The organism is Paenibacillus sp. alder61 (assembly GCF_020179875.1).
Taxonomy (GTDB): Bacteria; Bacillota; Bacilli; order Paenibacillales; family Paenibacillaceae; genus Fontibacillus; species Fontibacillus faecis.
Map to the genome: position 1 here is coordinate 23,662 of NZ_JAIUDG010000010.1, position 20,742 is coordinate 44,403.

The 20,742-nt window shown below is 56.0% G+C and carries 15 protein-coding genes and 1 riboswitch; of the genes, 4 read left to right on the forward strand and 11 right to left on the reverse strand.

The genetic code is table 11. The annotated features are described in order from the left end of the window. Window positions 1-40 precede the first annotated feature (40 nt). Window positions 41-191, reverse strand: a riboswitch (FMN riboswitch). A gap of 179 nt (window positions 192-370) precedes the next feature. From LBW89_RS12005 to LBW89_RS12015, 3 genes are all read right to left on the reverse strand, one after another. Continuing rightward, entirely contained in the window at window positions 371-1,237 is an 867-nt protein-coding gene (locus tag LBW89_RS12005) for a MetQ/NlpA family ABC transporter substrate-binding protein (RefSeq protein WP_225039216.1), read from the reverse strand. A 352-nt stretch (window positions 1,238-1,589) separates the two neighbouring features. Then, the gene (locus LBW89_RS12010) at window positions 1,590-2,270 is read right to left on the reverse strand and encodes a methionine ABC transporter permease (protein WP_213505572.1); all 681 of its coding nucleotides are present in this window, start codon (window positions 2,268-2,270) and stop codon (window positions 1,590-1,592) included. Continuing rightward, complete coding sequence (locus LBW89_RS12015; protein ID WP_225039217.1) at window positions 2,263-3,024, reverse strand: methionine ABC transporter ATP-binding protein; 762 nt, start codon at window positions 3,022-3,024, stop codon at window positions 2,263-2,265. Before LBW89_RS12015 ends, LBW89_RS12010 begins: the two co-directional genes overlap by 8 nt. A gap of 216 nt (window positions 3,025-3,240) precedes the next feature. Here LBW89_RS12015 and LBW89_RS12020 point away from each other — a divergent pair, with 216 nt between their 5' ends. Continuing rightward, a complete protein-coding gene (locus LBW89_RS12020) occupies window positions 3,241-3,423 on the forward strand; it encodes a hypothetical protein (RefSeq protein ID WP_225039218.1) in 183 nt (60 codons plus the stop codon). 429 nt (window positions 3,424-3,852) lie between these two features. Here the strand turns inward: LBW89_RS12020 and LBW89_RS12025 are convergent, their stop codons facing one another. Next, on the reverse strand, window positions 3,853-4,614 hold the full coding sequence (locus LBW89_RS12025) for an SDR family NAD(P)-dependent oxidoreductase (RefSeq protein ID WP_225039219.1): 762 nt from the start codon (window positions 4,612-4,614) through the stop codon (window positions 3,853-3,855). A 366-nt stretch (window positions 4,615-4,980) separates the two neighbouring features. On the opposite strand from LBW89_RS12025, the gene LBW89_RS12030 reads away from it, so the two are divergent. Genes LBW89_RS12030 through LBW89_RS12040 form a run of 3 tightly spaced genes read left to right on the forward strand, consistent with a single transcriptional unit; the run spans window position 4,981 to window position 7,187 of the window. Next, on the forward strand, window positions 4,981-5,490 hold the full coding sequence (locus tag LBW89_RS12030; RefSeq protein ID WP_148450924.1) for a DUF6773 family protein: 510 nt from the start codon (window positions 4,981-4,983) through the stop codon (window positions 5,488-5,490). Between the two features lie 19 nt (window positions 5,491-5,509). Next, the gene (locus tag LBW89_RS12035) at window positions 5,510-5,710 is read left to right on the forward strand and encodes a helix-turn-helix transcriptional regulator (RefSeq protein WP_148450925.1); all 201 of its coding nucleotides are present in this window, start codon (window positions 5,510-5,512) and stop codon (window positions 5,708-5,710) included. Between the two features lie 58 nt (window positions 5,711-5,768). Next, complete coding sequence (locus LBW89_RS12040; protein ID WP_225039220.1) at window positions 5,769-7,187, forward strand: erythromycin esterase family protein; 1,419 nt, start codon at window positions 5,769-5,771, stop codon at window positions 7,185-7,187. A 137-nt stretch (window positions 7,188-7,324) separates the two neighbouring features. On the opposite strand, the gene pgmB is transcribed toward LBW89_RS12040, so the two are convergent. From pgmB to LBW89_RS12075, 7 genes are all read right to left on the reverse strand, one after another. Next, window positions 7,325-10,345: a beta-phosphoglucomutase gene (pgmB, locus tag LBW89_RS12045; protein WP_225039221.1), complete on the reverse strand. Its 3,021-nt coding sequence runs from the start codon at window positions 10,343-10,345 to the stop codon at window positions 7,325-7,327. A gap of 66 nt (window positions 10,346-10,411) precedes the next feature. After that, window positions 10,412-11,506 carry a carbohydrate ABC transporter permease gene (locus LBW89_RS12050; RefSeq protein ID WP_148450928.1) on the reverse strand — a complete coding sequence of 365 codons (1,095 nt, stop codon included), beginning with the start codon at window positions 11,504-11,506 and terminating at the stop codon, window positions 10,412-10,414. Next, window positions 11,506-12,588 carry a carbohydrate ABC transporter permease gene (locus tag LBW89_RS12055; protein WP_148450929.1) on the reverse strand — a complete coding sequence of 361 codons (1,083 nt, stop codon included), beginning with the start codon at window positions 12,586-12,588 and terminating at the stop codon, window positions 11,506-11,508. Before LBW89_RS12055 ends, LBW89_RS12050 begins: the two co-directional genes overlap by 1 nt. Window positions 12,589-12,597: 9 nt before the next feature. Next, window positions 12,598-14,022: an ABC transporter substrate-binding protein gene (locus LBW89_RS12060; protein ID WP_225039222.1), complete on the reverse strand. Its 1,425-nt coding sequence runs from the start codon at window positions 14,020-14,022 to the stop codon at window positions 12,598-12,600. Between the two features lie 384 nt (window positions 14,023-14,406). Next, window positions 14,407-15,411, reverse strand: a complete 1,005-nt coding sequence (locus LBW89_RS12065; protein ID WP_148450930.1) for a LacI family DNA-binding transcriptional regulator — start codon at window positions 15,409-15,411, stop codon at window positions 14,407-14,409. A 1,804-nt stretch (window positions 15,412-17,215) separates the two neighbouring features. Continuing rightward, window positions 17,216-19,651: a PQQ-binding-like beta-propeller repeat protein gene (locus tag LBW89_RS12070; RefSeq protein ID WP_225039223.1), complete on the reverse strand. Its 2,436-nt coding sequence runs from the start codon at window positions 19,649-19,651 to the stop codon at window positions 17,216-17,218. 101 nt (window positions 19,652-19,752) lie between these two features. Next, window positions 19,753-20,685, reverse strand: coding sequence for a DMT family transporter (locus LBW89_RS12075; protein WP_148450932.1), 933 nt, complete (start codon window positions 20,683-20,685; stop codon window positions 19,753-19,755). Window positions 20,686-20,742 lie beyond the last annotated feature (57 nt).

Below are 20,742 nucleotides of genomic sequence, written 5' to 3' on the forward strand. Positions count from 1 at the left end.
GGTGGGATAATACATCCGCACCTGCACCCGCATGCCTGTGATTGATCTTCTCCCATCCGGACTTTACCGTCGGCCCTGGAGTCGCACCAGGTCAGTCCCCGTCCCTTAGGGAACGGAGAGTCGCGGGCTAAATCATCGATCCGATGATCATCACCGCCGGTCAGGAATTTCACCTTACCCCGAAGATCCATATTCATTTAAATTTTAATTTAATGGGTTGATTTCATAGTACTTCAGCAGCTCATGAAACTCTGTAACAAACGTCACAACGCAAGTTGTTCGGCCGTGAAATCCGAAATGAAAAACTCATTTGCGATCATTATAACACTATTTCAGCAATTTTGTAATCTACTATTTTTTTTATAGTGGATTACTCAAAGGCTGGAATAGCGATTTCACTGTAGTTCTTTTCCAGAAACTGTTTTACTTCCGGACTCGAAATGGCTTTGGCCAGTTTTTGGATCGCCTCGGAATCCTTGTTGTCCTCGCGGGCAACCAGTGTGATGGCAAACGCGGAATCCGTCGTTTCCGTCAGCAGCGCGTCCTTTTTGGGCGTCAGACCGAGCGGGCTTGCATAGGCCGGTGTCATAAGAACCAGGTCGGCGTCGTCCAGCATCCGGGCGAGCATAAGCAAATCAACTTCTTCAAATTTGAAGTTTTTCGGGTTTTCCGTAATGTCAGCTACCGTGGCTTGAATTCCTACGCCTTCCTTCAGCTTGAGGATTCCCGCTTTCTCCAGCATGACCAGCGAACGCCCCGTATTCGACGGGTCGTTGGCGATTGCGATGGTCGCCCCCTCAGGCAGTTCATCCATGCTCTTGTACCGTTTGGAATACGCCCCGTAAACGGCGTGATAGACCGGCTGAACGGCGGTGAGTTTGCTGCCTGTGCTCTCATTATATTGCTCCATGTAAGGAACGTGCTGAAAAAAATTGGCGTCCACTTCCTTGTTCGCCAGCGCGTCGTTCGGCTGGATGTTGTCGGACAGCACAACCAGTTCCAGATTGACGCCTTCCTCCTGAAGCTGCGGCTTGATCAGTTCCAAAATTTCCGTCATCGGCGGAATCAGCGTTGCCACTTTCAGGGTCACGGCCTGTTTGCCGGACGCTTTCGCGGTGGAGGAAGTGCTCCCCTGTTCCGCGGTTCCTTTCTCCGCGGCACCGCCGGTGTTGCTGCCGCAACCCGCAGTAATGATCATGATCAGGGCTACGAGCCCAAGCATCCATTTTCTGTTCATCTCCAACATCCTTCCTTTTTGCGCTTTGTTTTTGTGAGTAAGTGAATAAAGGACTTTTGCGCCGCAATAAGGGTCTTTTGAGGCGCTATTTTGTCGAATTTGGCTAGTTGGGACGAAATAGCGGCATTTTGGGATCTTATTTTTGAAAAAAGCCGGCTAAACCTTCATATTTGGGCCCGCCGCGGGGAAATAAGGCCCTTTTTGACCGCTATTCTTCCGGGAAAGCCGAATCGGGCCGAAATAACGGCCCAAATGGCCGCTAATCCCGGTTCCGGCGATCAAAGGGCCATTAGAAGGCACGTTCCCCGATTTGAGCGGAAGGAGCCGGCTTGCTGCCGCGCCGCTTCTAGCGTTATCTTTTGTCCAGCCATCGGGAAATCCGGCTTCCGGCAAACTGTATGAGCTGAACCAGCACAATCATCAGAACGATGACCGCGGCCATCAGCTCCGTTTCGAAGCGCTGATATCCGTAGCGGATGGCAAAATCGCCGACTCCGCCGCCGCCCACGACTCCCATCACCGTGGAATAGGAAATAAAGCTGATCGTCGACGTCGTAAGGCCGAGCACAAGTCCGGAACGGGCTTCCACGTATAGAAATTTCATGACGACCTCCAGCTTGGAAGCCCCCATCGAAAGAGCGGCCTCGACCACGCCGCGCGGAACTTCCACCAAAGACTGCTCCACCTGCCTCGCATAGATGGCAATGGAGACCACGCCCAGGGGGACGGAAGCCGCCAAGGTTCCGATCGCCGTTCCCACGAGCAGCCGGGTCAGCGGAATCATGAATACGACGAGCAGCAAAAACGGAAAGGAACGGACCACATTCACAAATCCGTTCAGCAGCGCGGACCACGTCCGATTCTCGTAAAGCTGCCCCTTGGCCGTCAGAAACAGCATCGTGCCGAGCGGGAGGCCGAGCAATACGGCGGCGGCCACGGAGATCCCCACCATGAGAAAGGTCTCTCCGACGGCCTCGGCGATCTGGGTCCGAAACTGCATCACCTTCTCGGCCATTAAGGCGAAGTCAAACATGGGCCTCCCCTCCCTCTCCAAGCAGTTGTTCCCGATAGGACAACTTGGGGCGGGAACTTTCCGCCGGAGTCCGGCGCGGCAGAGCAAAACCGTCGACCAGCCTGCCACGTTCCATGACGGACACCTCATGACAGAGTTCCTTCACAACCTCCATCTCATGGGTCACAATGACGATCGTCACTCCGAGCGTCGTGTTGATGTGCCGGAGCACCGCGAGAATTTCCGAGGTGGTGTCCGGGTCCAGAGAGGAAGTCGGCTCATCGCACAGCAGCACGGCCGGCCGGTGGGCCAGGGCCCGGGCGATCGCCACCCGCTGCTTTTGCCCGCCGCTGAGCCGGGCCGGGTATTGATCCGCTTTGTCCTCCAGTCCGACAAACCGGAGGCACTCCAGCACGCGCTCCCGCCGCTGCGTTCTTCCCGTACCGGCCAGTTCCAGCGGTACGGCCACGTTGCCGCTTACGGTGCGGTTATGCAGCAAATGAAACTGCTGAAATACCATGCCGATCGAGCGGCGGGCGATGCGCAGTTTGGCTTCGGGCAGCGCGGTCAGGTCCTGACCGAGCGCGATAACCCCGCCTTCATCCGGCGGCTCTAGCAGATTCATCATCCTAAGCAGGGTCGATTTCCCCGCACCGCTCGGCCCGATAATGCCGTGAATCGTTCCGCCCCGAACGGTCAGGGACACCCGGTCGACGGCCTTGAAACCTCCGGCACCCGAGCCGTAACTTTTGCTGACTTCATGAAGCGATATCATCGGTCTACTGCCCCCTACGAATCAACCAAAAGTTGTATCAATATTTCTCAAACACTGTTACAATGCATAAATCCCCTTGATTATAGACTATTTTTAATACTGTGTCACCAAAAACAGTTTGTTATTACACAACTTATGGAAAGTAAAAACATATTCCTCCATGATTATGCCTGTATTCTAAGGAATAATCGTAACTTTGCGAGGAGATTAAGAAATATGAAAAAAGAGAGCTCTCGCTCTCTTTTTTGGGTTATCTTTCCTTTTTTAACGGCTGAAGAACATGGCGACGACCATGTTGAGCTTATCCGCCGACTTAACGGCCTTTCGGGGCGCTATTTCACGCCAAGAAGCCAAATTCGACATAATCGCGCCCCTTATGACCGTTCTCCAATTGCTTGATGCAATTCTAGTGCCCCATTCATGAGACAATGCGGATAACATAAAATTCCTGCATAAATGCATGTTTTTTTCTTGTTGGGAACAGAAATTTCAAAATTCCTGCAATTCTGCAGGAATTTCCGACGAAACCGGCTCTTTTCTCTAAAATCGCTAGAAATTCCTGCAGATTTGCATCTTTTTTCGCATTCCCTCTGAGATCGGCTTAAATACCTGCAGATTTGCATCTTTTGGGAGTTGGAAGGGTTGGAAAGTACGCTAGAAACCTTGATCGCCTTGACCGTAGGTGGCTAAATACGTTTTGGATGTCCATGGGCGTGAGATGGCATACTTGATGTCTGAAGAGACACTAGTGGTTTTCAAAACGAAAAGCGGTTGACATCCCTTCCGTTTAGAGGGGGCATCGGAGTACCCCCTTCCTCCACCGGAAGTTTATATCGCCGGCATCACATTCCCGCCATTGACGGGAATATAGGCCCCGGTAATAAACGAAGCCAGGTCCGAAGCCAGAAACGCGACCGCGTTGGCGATGTCCTGATCCTCGCCCCGGCGCTTCATCGGCACCTGGGCAATATAAGCGGCATCGTGCAGTTCGGCTTCGCCGCGGTCTTTTTCGCTGATCGTCCATCCCGGCGCCACCTGGTTGACCGTGATTTGATGGGGGCCGACCTCCTTGGCCAGTACGCGGTAAACTCCGTCCATGCCTCGTTTGCCCGCCGTATACGCCGATTGGTGCGGGAAATTCTGCATGGCGCATTCCGTGTTGATTCCGATCATCCGCCCGCTCCCTTTTTCGATCATGGCCGGAATAAACGCCTTGGCCAAAAATACGCTCTGCAAGACGCAGGAATCGAATTGGCTGACATAATCCTCGACCGGCTGCTCCAACACAGACTTCCACTCATACTGGACGACCGCGTTGGCCACAACGATGTCCGGATTTCCGAGTTTGGCCCGAATTAGCTCCCGCATTTCCCGAACGCCCTCCTCACGGGTGATGTCCGCCTGCACGATCATCGCTTCCCCGCCCGCCTTCGTAATTTCATCCATTAACTCCTGCGCCTTCGCTTCATTGCTCATATAATGGATCGCCACTTTGGCTCCGCACCGGGAGAGCGTTCGGGCCATCACGCGTCCAAGCTGACCGGTCGCACCGGTAATCAACGCAATTTTCCCCGTTAAATCTATATTCATTCTGATGATCTCCTCTCTTGGCTAGGGTCCCCGGATCCATGTCCAAATGGGGCCATCCCTTGGCTGCCGTGCTTTTGATACATTTCTGCATGCGCTTTCCTGAATCCTGCACGCACCATCAATCGAATAACAAGAATGGCATTATGACAAAAATATTTTATATTTTGCAATATATATATTGCATTTTGTCTAGTATAGTATTACTATTAAGCCAACAAGAAAACGCGATTTCCCTTCACAAAGCAGGTAAAAGGTAGCACACAGCACGTAGTATATAGCACACAACAGTTAGTACGTAAAAGTTAGCACGTAACACGCAACTCACAAACCATCCCAACATGCGAATTTGCGAAAGGAGTTCACTATATGAACTGGTTCAACAGAAACAAACTGACGGACGAACGTATCGTCAACTTAAAAAATCAAATTTACAGGGAAGCCTATCTCCTCATCACGATCATCTGCTCCGCGTCCATTATCCTGAAGATCTTTCTTCAGGAAGACCCTTCCACCCTAACGGAAGTCATAGTGTTATTGGCCGGCGGTATTTACTACGGAGTCCGCAGCGTCATGCTCGGCATCTACTCCGAGGAAGTGGAAGTCCATGACCGGGAGAGCAAGACCCCCTACAGCCGGAAAACTGTATGGTCCGGGCTCGCGATCGGCCTGGGGATCGCCCTCTTTTTCGGAATCCGCAGCGCGCTGCTTTACGGAAAAAGTGATCTACAGACCCAAGTCTGGTATTTCTTCCTGGTCTTTGCGGTCTCCCTCATCATTTACCTGCCGTTTTTTATCGCCTTTCAGGTGACCGTCCATCACTGGGCCAACAAGGCGAGCAAGAAATTTGCGGAAAGCGATCTGCGCGATCCTGAATAAGAGAGGTAGGGAATAGCGCATGAAAAATCTGAAATTAAAGCTGGCCCGCGTCGAAAAAGATCTGTCACAGGACGAACTGGCCAAGCTGGTGGGCGTATCGCGTCAGACGATCGGGCTCATCGAGCTCGGAAAATACAATCCGTCCCTCAGCTTGTGCATCGCGATTTGCAAGGCCTTGTCCCGGACACTGGACGACTTGTTTTGGGAGGAAGAATCGTAGCGGAGCGGATCCGTCCGATTTTTCTATACATATTCACTAACCATAGGGAGAGATTGAGATGACGTATTTGCAGAAAAAAACAGCAAGAACCCTCACCGCACTGCTGGTCACCGCCGTGCTGGCCGGGGGATGGCCGACGGCCGGGAAGGCCGCCGCCGAACCCTCCGTTTCCGCCCCCATCGCAGGGAAAGTCACGGAAGTGCGCACCTCCACTGAAGCGATTGCCGATTGGAAAAACTGGACCAAGGACCATGCCTACCGTCTGGAAACGATTCAGCCCGCCGTGGCCGGTCAAACCGCCAACTACGATGATTTACAGATGCTGAAGCCGCTGCTTCAAGACAAGCGTATCGTTTTTCTGGGGGAAAGTTCGCACGGCGTAGGGGAATTCAACTCGGCCAAAACCCGCTTGATCCAATTTCTCCATGAGGAAATGGGCTATAACGTGCTCGCCTTCGAAAGCGGCCTTTCCAATACCGCATTCGGCTACGGGAGAGCCGGATCGGCCGGCGCCGAGGAAACGATGAAGAGTTCGATTTTCGGCGTATGGTGGTCCAAAGAAATTCTGCCTTTATTCGACTATATCAAATCATCCACCCGGACGGAGAAGCCGCTCGTGCTCACCGGTTTTGACATGCAGCTGCAGTACCCGCTGATCGAAGGGGATTGGCTTCAAGACGCGGCGCTGGCGCAAAAGCTGAAAGAGGCGGAGGAAAAGCTCTCCGATTATTCCGCAACCGCCGACATCAAGGCTTATCAAAAGGAAAAAAGCCGGCTGATCTCCGTCTATAAGGAAGTTCTGAAATCGCTGAAAACGGAAAAGGTGCAGGCGAAGCTGAAGGAGCTATATCCTACGAATTCGAAGCTTCCGATTTTGATGGAACGCAGCCTGAACGACCGGATTCGCGTGGCGGAGGAATATGTCGAGCTGTCGATCCAGTCCAACGTCGAACTGGCGGCGGGAGATTATACGGCGTTCCTGAAATCGATGGAATGGCGCGATCAAGCGATGCTGAACAACCTGCTGTGGCTGGCGAACGAAGTGTATCCGCAGGAGAAATTCATCGTCTGGGGCCATAACGACCATATTCGCAAAGCCCAAAGCAAGGTCATCGGCACACCGTATCCCATTAAACTGATGGGCGAGATGCTTCCGGACGACTTTAAAAAGTATAGCTATGTCCTCGGCCTCTACGCCGCAAGCGGCAAAACCGCGGACAACACGGGGGCCGAGCACGATGTTCTGCCTCTGGAGCCGGGATCGGTGGAATCCATCCTGTCGGCGGAGGGCGCGCCTTATACATTTATCGATCTGCGCTACCGCCAAAACGAAAGAGGCAACTCCTGGATGTTCGAACCGCGGCAAACGTACAGCTGGGGCATAATCCCGGAAAGTATGATCGCGCGCGACCAGTACGACGGGCTGCTGCTTATCGACAATGTGCACCCGCCGCAGTATTTGCGGAACAAGAAATAGGACACGCGAGAGGATACGCCAACCTGAGCCAAAAAAGCCGCTTCACCTGTCGATCCGTAAGGGATCGAGGGTGAAGCGGCTTTTCAGCGTTTGCGGCCAGCTGCGCGGCTCTGCCGCAAAGGGCCGCCGCGCGGCGCCTAGCCGAACAGCCCCAGCAGCCGCTCGGGGCTGAGCTCGGCGGTCGACGGCAGCAGCAGGTCGGCCTCGCCGAGCCGGTCGGCGCTGCCGATGCCGACCGCCTTCATGCCGGCGGCCCGGATCGCCGCCACGCCCGCGGCCGCGTCTTCGACGCCGGCGCAGTGCTGCGGCGGCACGCCGAGCATGTCCGCCGCCCGGAGGAACAGCTCCGGGTCCGGCTTGCCCTTGCGCACGGCGGCGGGATCCGCCACCGCATGGAACCAGGAGCCGGCGCCCAGCCGCTCCAGAATCAGCGGGGCGTTCAGGCTTGCCGACGCCAGGCCGACGGCGATGCCCCGCTCCCGCAGGGCGGCGATGAGCTCGCGGATGCCCGGCAGCAGGTCCGCCGGCGTGAGCCGGCCGATCAGTTCGCGGTAGCGCTCGTTTTTGCGCAGCGTCAGGGCGGCCTTCTCCGCCGCGGACCAAGCGCGGCCGCTCCGCTCCAGAATAATCTCGAGCGACTCCGCGCGGCTCACCCCTTTCAACCGTTCGTTCACCTGACGGTCAAAAGGGATACCCAGTTCGTCGGCCAGCTCTTTCCAGGCGAGATAGTGCAGCTCCGCCGTATCCGTGATCACGCCGTCCAGATCGAAAATAACAGCCTCCAGCTTCCGGACGAGCGAGCGTCGGATCGACGAGCCCGCCGCGGACAGCTCCAGCTGTTCGCCGCGATGTCGGAAGGTGAGGCGGTCGCCTTCCAGCAGTGTATACTCGACGGCTTCATGCCCGATTCTTACATCCAGCAGACAGCCGCGGTGCATGATCTTGAACCGCAGACTGTCCCACGGGGACGGCAGGGCGGGCGCAAACGACAGCACGCCGTCGCCGAACAAGCGGAGTCCGGCAAAGCCGTTCACCACCGCCATCCACGATCCGCCCATCGCGGCGGTGTGCAGGCCGTCTTTTACATTCCCGTTCACGTCGTCCAGATCCATCCGCACCGTGCGGTTGAAATATTTGTACGCCTCTTCCAGCCTGCCGATCTCGGCGGCGACGATGCTGTGAATGCAGGGCGACAAGGAGGAATCATGGGTCGTCAGCGGTTCGTAGTACCGGTAATTGCGTATTTTATCCGCCAGTGAAAACCGGTCGCCGAGCAAAAACAGCGCCATCACGACATCCGCCTGTTTCAATACCTGATGCCGATAGATGACAAGCGGATGGTAATGCAGCAGCAGCGGGTATTTGTAAGACGGCGTGTGTTCGAAATCCCATCGTTCCTTGCTCAAAAAGGTATCGTCCTGCGCCACGATGCCGAGCTCGGCATCGCCGGGAATATACATCAGATCCGCGGCCCTTCTCCATTCGGCCACTTCTTCCTCCGTGAGCGCCAGCTCCCGCTGCAGCCGCTCATAATCCACCGGATAATCCCGCCGCAGCTTCTCCGCCGTCTCGCAGGCGTAATAGAGCTGCTCCCGGACCATCAGGTTCGTATAGGCGTTGTTGTCGACCACCGCCGTATATTCATCCGGCCCGGTGACCGCGTCGATGCAGAACGCGCCGCCCCGCGCGGGATTGAAATGCCCGAGGTCGGCCCAGAAACGGGACGTCTCGAACAGAATCTCCGCTCCCTTTTCCGCCAAATACCGTTCGTCCCCCGTCGCCAGCACATACTGCCGGATGGCGTAAGCGATGTCGGCGTTGATATGCGCTTGTGCCGTTCCGGCCGGGAAAAACGTGGAATTCTCCTCCCCGTTGATCGTCCGCCACGGATAAAGTGCGCCTTTCTGCGCCATCTGGGCCGCCCGCTCCCGGGCCTTCCCCAGTGTGGCGTAGCGAAAATCGAGCAGGGCGCGGGCTACCTCGGGCCAGGTGAAGGTGAAGAAAGGCAGCATATACATTTCCGTATCCCAGAAATAATGGCCTTCATACCCTTCCCCCGATAAGCCCTTGGCCCCGATATTCGTGATGCCGTCCCGGCCGGTGGCCTGCAGCAGACCGAAAGCATTGAATCTCACGCCCTGCTGCATGGCCGGATCCCCCTCAATTTCCACGTCCGCACGGCTCCAAAAACGGTCCAGAAAAGCCCGCTGCTGCGCGGCCAGCGCTTCGAAGCCCAGCCGGTCCGCCAGCTCCAAAGTTTCCGCACTGCGTCTCGGCAGCTCTTCCTCCGGATAATCGCGTGACGTGTGGTACGCGATATATTTGGTTAACCGGACGGTCTCTCCCTGATTCAGATGAAGCGTATACCGGATCCCGTCGCGGGTCCCGTTCGCGTATCTTTCCACCCGGCAGTCGCGCTCGCGCGGAGCTTCCAGGCGGTGGTACAAGCCCGTGAGCAGGGCAAACCGGGTGTTGCGCGTCCGGTGCCGCATCCAGCAGCCGGCTCCCTCCTGCCCGGCTTCCTCGAACAGCAGGCTAGGCTCGGTACGCCGCGCCCCCAGCCTCGGATCGTCCGAGCCTTCCGGCCCCGTCACCTGGGCGTCGATGAGCGAGGACAGCTGAATTTCGCCGGAGAAATTCAGCGCCTTGACCTCGTAGCAGAGGGCGGCCAGATGTTTATGCTCCAGCGAAACCAGGCTGCGGACCACGATCTCCACCCGGTGCCCGCCCGGGGATTCCCACTCCGCTTCCCGGCGAAGGAGGCCTTCCCGCATATCGAGCTCCCGGCCGTGTTTGTGCACGGAGCCGGTATGCAGATGAAAAGGCTGCCCGGTGATGCACAGCTCTACAATCCGGGCATTGGGAACGTTAAGCATGGCATGATTGTGCGTAGGGTAGCCGTAGGCGACCTCCGGATAAATAACCGGCTCGGCATCGTAAAAGCCGTTGAGGTAGTTGCCGGTGACGGAGGAGCCCTCCGTTCCGCGGTACCCCTCCTCAAAATTCCCCCTCATCCCGATATAGCCGTTTCCGAGGGCGAAAACACTCTCGCTCCGCTGTTGATTTTCCTCGAGATAAGCGACCTCTTTGATACTCCATTCCGTAAAAGGATACAAGGCATATGCGTGTGAATGTGCGTGTGCTTCGGGTTTCATCATTTTTTCCCATCCTCTTCAAAGCTTCGTGTCTGTAGCGTCTGCGCTATGCACCATTACCCGCCGGTCTCAGCCCTTAATCGAACCGCCCATGAGGCCCCGGACGAAGTATTTTTGCAGCAGGAAAAAGATCGCCAGCGGCATCAGCATCGAAATAAACGCCGCGGAGGTCAGCAGGTGCCAGTCGTTGCCCCGGGAACCGACCAGGTCGGCAATCTTCATCGACATGACCTGTACGCCCGGCTGGTTGCCGATAAAGATGAGGGATACCAGGTAATCGTTCCATACCCAGAGGAATTGGAAGATCCCGATCGAAGCGAGCGCGGGCACCGACAGCGGCAGAATCAGCCGGGAGAAAATCGTAAAGTGGCTGGCTCCGTCAATGAACGCCGACTCGAACAAATCCCTCGGCAGTTGGCTGATGAAGTTGTACATAAAGTAAGTCACCAGCGGCAAACCGAACGCCGTGTGCGCCAGCCAGATCCCTAAGTAGCTGCCGTTCAGGCCGAGCGAGGTAAAATCCTTGAGCACCGGAATCAGCGCGACCTGCAGCGGGATGACCAGCATGGCGATAATGACGACGAACAGCGTCTTCCGCCCCGGAAAGCGCAGCCACGCAAAAGCGTAGGCGGCAAAGGAAGCGATCAGGATCGGAATCACCGTGGCTGGAACCGCGATCGTCAGCGTGTTCCAGAACGCTTGGGAAAGTCCGGTCCCTTTCTGCACGGATTCGCTGCCGTCGGGGTTCTTGAGCTTGTATTCCTTCCCGGACAATACGTTTTTGTAATTATCCAGCGTCAAATCCGGTTTGAATTCCCAGCCCCGCTCCATCACGCTGAGCGTCCGCTGCCGCCGGTTCTCCCACATCAGACGCTCCCCGTCGACCATGACGCCCTGCTTCAGCTGATCGTCGGTGAACGTCTTGCCGTTGACTTCAATCGGCTGGCGCAGGTCCAGATCTTTGGATAATTGAACGGTTTCGCCGGACTGCTTCCACGCCTGGTGCGGGAATACGTTCCACCAGCCGGTTTGCAGAATATCCGCGGCCGGCCGGAAGGAGGAGATGAACAGCCCCAGCGTCGGCACCAGCCAGAGGAGACAGATGAACCCGAGGACGATATTCACGATCGTCTTGCTTCCTTTTCGTTTGGCGCTGCGTGCCATCAGAATCCCCCCTGTTTGCGGAACTGCCGCAGATTCACGATGACGACCGGAAGAACGGCGATCAGGAGCACGATGGCCAAGGTCGAGCCGTAGCCGAAGTTCCGGTACATGAAGAATTGCCGGTAAAACTGCGTGGCGACCACTTCCGTATCGTACTGTCCTCCCGTCATGACCATGACCACGTCGAAAATTTTCAGCGTAAATACGATGATCGTTGTGGTTACGGTCAGTAGCGTCGTTCCGATATACGGAATGATGATGCGGAAAAAGATTTTGATCTCCCCCGCTCCGTCCACGCGGGCCGCCTCCAGAATATCGTCCGGAACGCCTTTGATGGCGGCCGAGAAAATCACCATCGCGAAGCCGGTCTGCATCCAGATCAGGATGAGGATCAGGAACAGGTTGTTCCACGGCTGTACCATACTCGTCCAGGCCTGCGGTTCTCCGCCGAAAAAGGAGACGATGGCATTCAGCAGTCCGATCTGTTCATCGCCGGGCTGGTAATAATATACGAACTTCCAGATAACCCCCGCAGCCACGAACGAAATCGCCATCGGCATGAAGATGATGGATTTCGCCAGCTTTTCGAAGCTGCTGCGGTCGGCCAGGATCGCGATCAAAAGCCCCAAGCTTACGCAGGCCAGCGTGCCGATAAACACCCACAGCAGATTGTTGCGCAGCGCGATTCCCATCAGCCGGTCGCTGAAGATGGCGGCGTAATTGGCCAGGCCGACGAACTTATCCGACGAGGCGTTGAAAAAGCTCAGGTAGAGCGTGCGCAGCGCGGGCAGCACCACCAGCCATCCGAGCAGAATCGCGGCCGGGCCGATGAAAATATAGGGCAGTATTTTTCTGCGCACTTTTTCGGGATACCGCTCCGCCGCCCAGTTCAGGCTCATGTAGATCAGGTAGACGCCCAACACGCCCCAGATTACGGCAAGCACCGCGGTGACGAGCGGATTCAGCGATGCATCGCGGAAGAACAGGAAGATTGCGCCGTGCACGACGAGGTTGGCCAAAAGGACCGCCGCCGAAACGACGACGGCCTTTGGACTTGTTCTCTGCTTGGCTTGAGTACTCATGGCGACCCCTTAGTTGTTCCAGCCGGATTGCATTTGTTTCAGGGCTTCGTCCAGTGATGCCGTTCCGCTCACATAGTCGGTCATCCCTTTCCAGAAGGTCCCCGCGCCCACTTTGCCCGGCATCAGGTCGGACCCGTCAAACCGCAGCGTCGTTGCTTCTTGTACGAGCTTAGCCATGCGGCGGTCCGATTCGGACATGTACCAGTCAAGCGGAGCGTCGTTCATCGGCGCGATCACGCCGCCGGATTGTACCCAGGATTTGATCGACTCGCCCGTCGTGAAGAACTCCATTACCGCGCGAACTTCCGGACGGTCGTTGAACATGGCGTAAATGTCGCCGGCCACGAGAACCGGTTTGCCGTATTGCTCATCGATCGGCGGCAGGTAGAACCAGTCGTAATCTTCATCCACTTTGGCCGTTTCCGGGAAGAAGCTGGTGATAAAGTTCCCTTGACGGTGGAGCCAAGCTTTTGGCGGGCTGTCGAAGAGGGGTGCCGCCGCATCGCCAAAGGCTGTCGTCACGATCGATTTGGTGCCGCCGTACACATAATCCGGATTCAGCCAAATACCGGACATGATTTCCACCGCGCGTTTCACTTCAGGCGAAGTAAATGGCAGCTCCCCTTTGACCCATTTGTCGTAGTTTTCGGGGGACGTCGTCCGCAGCATAATGTCCTCTACCCAGTCGGTGGCCGACCATCCCGTGGCCGCGCCGCTCTCGATGCCGATCGACCAAGCCGGATCGCCGTCCTTGGCGATTTGCTCGGTGAGGGTCATCATTTCATCCCAAGTTTGCGGAACTTCGTATCCGGCTTCCTCAAACTGCTTTTTCGGATACCAGACCAGACTTTTGACGTTGCTGCGGTTCCAGATGCCGGCCATGATTTTTCCGTCCTTCCCGTCCATGGTCGCCATGTCGAGCCAGCTTTGGTTATAGTTCGCCTTTAGCTTTTCCTGGTCGAGAACGTTGGTCAGATCGATCACCTTGCCGGTCTTTGCGATGGAGGCCAGCAGCCCCGGCTGCGGGAAGTCGGCGATATCCGGAGCGTTTCCGCCATCCACGCGGACGTTGATCGTCGCCTCGAATTCCTTGGACCCCTCGTATTGGATATCGATGCCGGTTTTCTCCTCGAATTCTTTGATGCTGTTTTCGAATTTGACCTGGTCGGCATCCACGAACGGTCCGAACATGGTCACTTTGGTGCCTTTATATTCGCCCTTCAGCGCCAGATCAAGCGGTGATCCCGTACCTTCCCCGCCGCCGTTCGCCGCGCCTTGATTGTTTCCGGTCGCCCCATTCTCCGCAGGTGTGGGAGCCGGGTCGTTCTTCGCGGCCTTGTTACCGCCGCCGCAGGCGCTTAACATCATCGTGAATGAAAGACAGAGTACGAGCAGTAATGCGAACTTGCGTCCCATCGTTTTCGTTTTCTTCATCCTTCAACATCCCCTTTTGATTATTTCGAGTTTAACGGTCAGATCTGAGGGTCTTGCGGTGTCGGCAGGCTAAAGGCGAATCACCTCCTTAAAGAAGTAAAAAACGGTTCCGAAAGCGGAGCTCTGATCTAGTTTCAAATCCCGTTTGTGTTTTGTATACGCTTTCATAATGTTGATTTACCCTCGCTTACTTCTCTTCCCGGCTGCGTGTCGTGCTGTACTTTGAAGCTTAGCCTAGAGTTGTGAAAGCTAGCCTGAATTTGCGAAAGATTGCAAAGCTTGCGAAAGACTTCAAAGTTTGCGAAAAGACGTAAGGAGAGTAATGGTTTTTTTGAAAAGCTTTTCAGAATCGCCGATATTCCGTGGAGAACACGGCCAAAAAGCTTATTTTTCCCGGGTGGATTCTCTTACAATCAATCTATGCTGCAATCTCTCCCGGGTGACTTGTACCCGGCCGGTCGCCAGCAATTCGTGAAGCTTCTCCACCGAACGGTATCCCATCTCGTACATGGGCTGGGCTATCGTCGTCAGCTTCGGGATGAACATGCCGGCCATCCGGACATTGTCGAAGCCGACCACGGACACCTGGCCGGGCACCAGAATGCTGCGGTCCTTCAGGTAGGAAATGACGCCCATCGCAAATTCGTCAGCCACGCAGAACACGGCCGTCGTGTCGGGGTATTTGGCGAACAGCTCCCGGGCCGCGTCATACGCATGCTCGAAGCGATGGCTCGCGAATACGATGTTGCCGCTGTTATGCTCCAGCCCCGCTTCAGCCAAAGCCCTGGCAAATCCGCGGCACCGCGGCGGCCCGGCGACCGAATTCGGATCGTTGAAGCCGATCATCGCGATTTTCCGATGTCCGAGCTCAATCAGGAATTTAACGGCGTCGTAAGCTCCCGCTTCGTCATCCACCTCGACGCTGGGCACCTCGTACTCGTAGGAGTGGGAGGACACCAGGACAAACGGAATTCGGTATCCCGCCAATTTCTCGTAATATTCCGGAATCAGCTTGTCGCTGGCAAAAATCACCCCGTCCACCTGCTTCTCATGAAACGCGTCGATGTAAGCCAGCAGGCGCCCTTCGTCCCGGTCCGTATTGCAGATCATCAGACTGTAGCCCAGCTTGATGCAGGCGTCCTGCATGCCGCGGATAATCCCGGCGTAGTACAAATTCTCGATGTCCGGGATCAGCAGCCCCAGCGTGTAGGACTTCCGGTAAATCAAACCTCTGGCAAAAGAATTCGGCTGATACTTCAGCTCCTCGATCGCCTCCAGCACCCGCAGGCGTTTGTCCTCGGTGACCGTATCCGGCGCGTTCATCACACGGGAGACGGTGCTGATGGATACGCCCGCCCGTTTTGCTACATCCCTTATCGTTGGTTTCATAATCAGGTCTTCTTCCTTTTTTGAAAAGCTTTTCAAGGGCATTATAGCAAACAGGCAAGGCGGATGGCAATAGATTTTTGAAGCGCTTACAAATTAATACCTAATAAAGCTATATAACAGGTAACAGGTGTGATTCGGCGGGCCAATGCGGTAGGGTGATGCGATAGTGCAATGCGATAGTGCAATGCGATAGTGCAATGCGATAGTGCAATGCGATAGTGCGATGCGATAGTGCAATGCGATAGTGCAATGCGATAGTGCAATGCGATAGTGCAATGCGATAGTGCAATGCGATAGTGCAATGCGATAGTACGATGCGATAGTGCAATGCGATAGTGCAATGCGATAGTGCAATGCGATAGTGCAATGCGATAGTACGATGCGATAGTGCAATGCGATAGTGCGATGCGATGTGAAGAGAACCAGAAACACCACGATTCGGCCATCGCCGTTTCTAACGGAAATAATAGCCGCTATTTCGCGCAAAATCACACTTTTAGATTTCTAACGGAAATAATAGCGCCTATTTGGCCTCATTCCCTCCGTAATGACCTCTTTTTGCCGAAATAGCAGCTATGGCTTCCGTTAGAATTTCTAATCCGCCGTTTTGGACGAAATAGCGGCTATAGTTTCCGTTAGAATCCTCTGATGAGAGGACGGGGCGGCCACACTCGCGGCAACACCGGCCAAGAGACCAAGTTGCCCCCTATGAGCGCCAGCATCTTCGGCAGCTACAGCCGCTGCTGGCCAATTGGCCTTAAACGGCCACGTCGGCCCGGTCGCATCAGCAACTCCGGCAGAGGAGCCGAACCCATTTTTTTGGCTTTTCGGTTTTTAACGGCCACCGTGGCCACAATCGGCCATCACCGTTTCTAACGGAACTAATAGCTGCTATTTCGCGCAAAATCACACTTTTAGATTTCTAACGGAAATAATAGCGCCTATTTGGCCTCATTCCCTCCGTAATGACCTCTTTTTGCCAAAATAGCAGCTATGGCTTCCGTTAGAATTTCTAATCCGCCGTTTTGGACGAAATAGCGGCTATAGTTTCCGTTAGAATTCTCTGCTGAGTGGTCGGGCGGCCAAAGCTGCGGCGACACCGACCAAGAGACCAAGTCGCCCCTTACTGTGCCAGCACCTTCGACGGAAACGGCCGATGGCCCCCTCGCATAAGCACTCCGACAGAGGAGCCGAAGCCGAAACCGACTTTTCGACTTTTCGGTTTATAATCTCCACCGTCGCCACAATCGGCCATCGCCGTTTCTAACGGAAATAATAGCCGCTATTTCGCGCAAAATCACACTTTTGGATTTCTAACGGAAATAGTAGCGCCTATTTAGCCTCATTCCCGCCGTAATGACCTCTTTTTGCCGAAATAGCAGCTATGGCTTCCGTTAGAATTTCTAATCCGCCGTTTTGGACGAAATAGCGGCTATAGTTTCCGTTAGAATTCTCTGCTGAGTGGACGGGGCGGCCACACTCGCGGCAACACCGGCCAAGAGACCAAGTTGCCCCCTATGAGCGCCAGCATCTTCGGCAGCTACAGCCGCTGCTGGCCAATTGGCCTTAAACGGCCACGGTGGACCGGTCGCATCAGCAACTCCGACGTCTAGTGCCAAGGTCGGCCCAAAACGGCCATGGTGCCCGATATCATCAGCACCTTCAACAGCTACGGTCGAAGTTGCCCAGTCGGCCCCAAAACGGCCACGTTGGCCCGGTTTCATTAGCACCCTCGACGGCCAAGGCCAAGTTTGCCTAGTCATCATCCTAGTCGGCCACATTGTGCGCAATCGCCACGGGACGGCTATCGCTCCCCGACCTTCTCCAGCGCCTTGGCATCGAAACGGAGGAAGCCACCGTTGGCCGTGCCGACGTAAATGTCGTCGCCCGACCGGTTCAGCGTTCCGTTCCGGGTTTCGTGATCGCGCAACTCCGCGTAACCGGTTTTTACGTCGGCCACGCGGCCCAACAGTTTCCCGGTCTTCTTGTCGAGTATCAGCAGATCCGGGCCGAACGGGTACAGAAGCGTCTGCTCCAACACCATGAAGCTGCCCGCCGCCAAAGCGGACAAATCCGCCGCCTCAGAAGCGCTGTTCGGCATAATCCACAGCATTTTACCGGTTTTTGCCTCCACAGCCGCCGGTAATCCATTGATCGTCAGGTAGAGGATATCTCCCTCCAGTTCGCCCTTGCTGCCTTTGCCGGAGATTCGCCATAGCTCCTTCCCCGCGTCGGCATCGTACCACTTCGTTTCGAACGAGGTCGCTCCCCAATAATCGGCGCTGTCCAACGGGTGTTGGACCAGCAAATAGCGGCCGCCCGCCAGCTCTTCGAAACGTTCTCCGGGCACCACCGGATATTCGGCCAGCACTTTGCCTGTCGTAAGGTCCAGCCTCTTCCAGCTGTCGCCGATCAAAATCCAGCGTCTGTCCGGGTCCGGTCCGGTGAACGGATCGATTCTGGGGCCTCCCGCGAAATAAGGATCCGCGGAGTAATCGTGCGCCTGTCCTCCTTCCGACTCGATCGACCAGGCCGTTGCGCCGCTATCCGGATCCAGCGCCCGCAGTTGCGTTCCCTCCCCGATCAGCACGTAAGGGTCCGCTGCGCCGCGGTTCAGCACTCTCGCCTCTTCGCCAAGCGCGGTCTCCCACCGGGTTCGTCCGTTTCGAGCGTCCAGCACGCTCAGCTTTGTGCTCGTCTTCCGCTGAACGTCTCTGGAATCGTTCCGGGTTGTAACCAGGATGACGGCATCCCGTGCCACCCACATGTCCATCTGGTTATCCTCCCCGAACCGCTGTTCCCACAGCACTTCGCCGTCGGACAACCTTACCCGGCGAATCCGGTTGTCGTACTGCTTCTCCTCGGGAGTGTAAGAGGTGAATACAGTGGCCTCCTCCCCGGAAGGATCCAGGTACGCTTGTAACCGGCCATATCCGGCGTTAATCTGCCAGCGCGTCTTCCCGTTTTCCTTATCAACGGCATACAGGGAAGCGTCATAGTGATCACCGCTGAATCCGCCGTCGTCCCCGTTGAGCAGCAGGACTTCTTTTCCCGCTCCAAGGAGATAGGTATAGGCCAACGTGCCTGAATTTCTCCACTCCGGCTGCACTTCCCGCGTTTGAGGGAGCGAAGTTACGGTATAATCCTGGGTAAAAAGATAATCATCCCCCGCGAACGGGCGGCTTGTATACCGATCCGAGCCGGGAAATACCCAGCGGGCGGCCGCCAGTTTGCCGGCCGGAGTAAACGTGACCAGTAAATGGGCGTCTTCCCGTTCATACCGCCAACTGGAGCCCAAAGTGATCGGCTTTCCGCCTTCTTTTTGCAGATTTCCGGAAACTTCCGTCAGCTTCGGATCTCCCAGCCATTTTTTCACCTTGGCGGCATCGTCTCCCGGTTTCAGCACCTGCAAGATCAAGCTTTGCAGCGTGTCAAGGTCCGGGACCGTACCCGGGCCTTCCTCCTTCAAGAGAGGCAGCGGAACGGCTGTCGTCTGGGCCACGTCCTTATCGCGAACCCAAAGCATAGCCGGACGATAGGCCTCATACGCTTCATCCGCATACCAAACCGCAGGGGGAACGATAACACCGTACCATTCCTTCCACCGCGCGACAGCCACGAAAGTGTCGTCTCCGGTTCCGCTTCCGGTTTTCCATCGGGCCTTGCTGCGCGGTGTCAGCGAAAGCTCGCCTTCTTTGCGCAGCGTTACATACATCGGTTCGATCGATTCGGTGCTCCCGGCGGCTTCGGAAATATACCATTGCGGGATCCAAAGGGTTCCCCGTTCATAAGTATGGAACGACAGCATTTCGCCGGAAACGGACGAAATCATAAACTTTTCTCCCGGCTCGCCTATATAAGTGGCGTTCATTTGCCGAAGATCGGTACCGCTATGGACCGCCCTGGAAAAAAGCGGACTCTGAAAACGTATTTCCATCATATCCCCAGGTTTGGGAAGAGTTTTAAGCCACAGCCATTCGGAAGAGGCGGATTCTCCACTTGTTGGCGGCTTGGATACGGCCAAGCCTTCCCCGTTCTTCGTCGGCTGTCCCGCCAAGAAATCCGGAAGGCCGCTCACCGCTTCGTTCAGCGCGGCTGCCGCAACCGGGGCCGAAGCTGAAGCCGTTAATGCGGGAACTGTCCCGCCGACCAGACAAATCAGGGCCAAACTTCCCTTGATTCCATGGATTAAAGAAAAGCCCGGCCGCTTTCCCGCCGGGGGTTGCTTTGGTTTTGCCACTTCGGGTATCCCCCTTTTTTCCTGTCTATACCATTTTAGACGCATATCATGGAAAAAAGTTCTACGCTCCGCAGGCCTTCCCTACTCGCCCCGGTTCCAACTTACTGGACCTGCATGGTCTTATTGCGGGACCGCTTGGGCAGCCCGATCAGCACCATTCCGCAAACGACCATTCCCCCGCCGGCAGCCTGCCACAGATCGATACGTTCCCCCAGCAAAACGAGCGCCAATACCATCGAGGTCAAGGGCATCATGCCGGAATAAGCGGCGGCGGTAAAGGCGGAAGAGCGCCGGATCCCCGCATACCAGCAAATAAAAGCCAGCGCCGTCACGACCCATCCGTACCACAACAGCGCGAGCCAGCCGGTTAAATCGAGGGTCGACAAGGCGGCAAACGGCCGTTCTCCCAGAGCCGGGACCAGGGAAACCATAAAGGCTGCTGCCGTAACGAGCGTCGTCTGGGCGACGGGGTCCACGGCTGCTTTCGGCTTCTTCCCCTCGCGGCTGGCGGCGCGAGAAAATATATTGAATAAGGACTCGCTTGCCGCCGCCCCGAGTACGAGCAGGTTTCCGGCCAGATGGCTGGCGGCCAGCGGATTCCCTACCCCCGGTTCTCCCTGAATCAGCAAAATCCCCCCGACCGTACTGCCGATCCCGACCGCGACTTTGGCATTCAGGGATTCTCTAAGCAGCACCCAGGCCAACAAGGCGGTGATCGCCGGCGCCGTTCCGGTTAACAGCCCGGCCTCCCCGGCGCTCGTATAGTCGAGGCCGGTCAACAGCAGCGCGCGGAACAGAAAGATCCCGAAGCAGGCCTGCAGCGCAACCATGCCCCACTCGCTCCACCCCATCTGCCGGATGGCCTGTCCCAAACGTTTTCCATACACCGGAACCAGCACGCCCAGCCCCAACAGCAAACTGACCGACGTGATGGTAAAAGCCCCCAACCCCGCGGCGAAACGGGCCGAGACCACGGATGTTCCGGCAAGAGTAAAGGCGAGAAGCAGGTAGATTTCTCCTTGTTTTTGTTTCATGCGAACCCTCCTGTTTTGTCACTTGCGAAAACGGCATGATATAATCATAGCCAATTA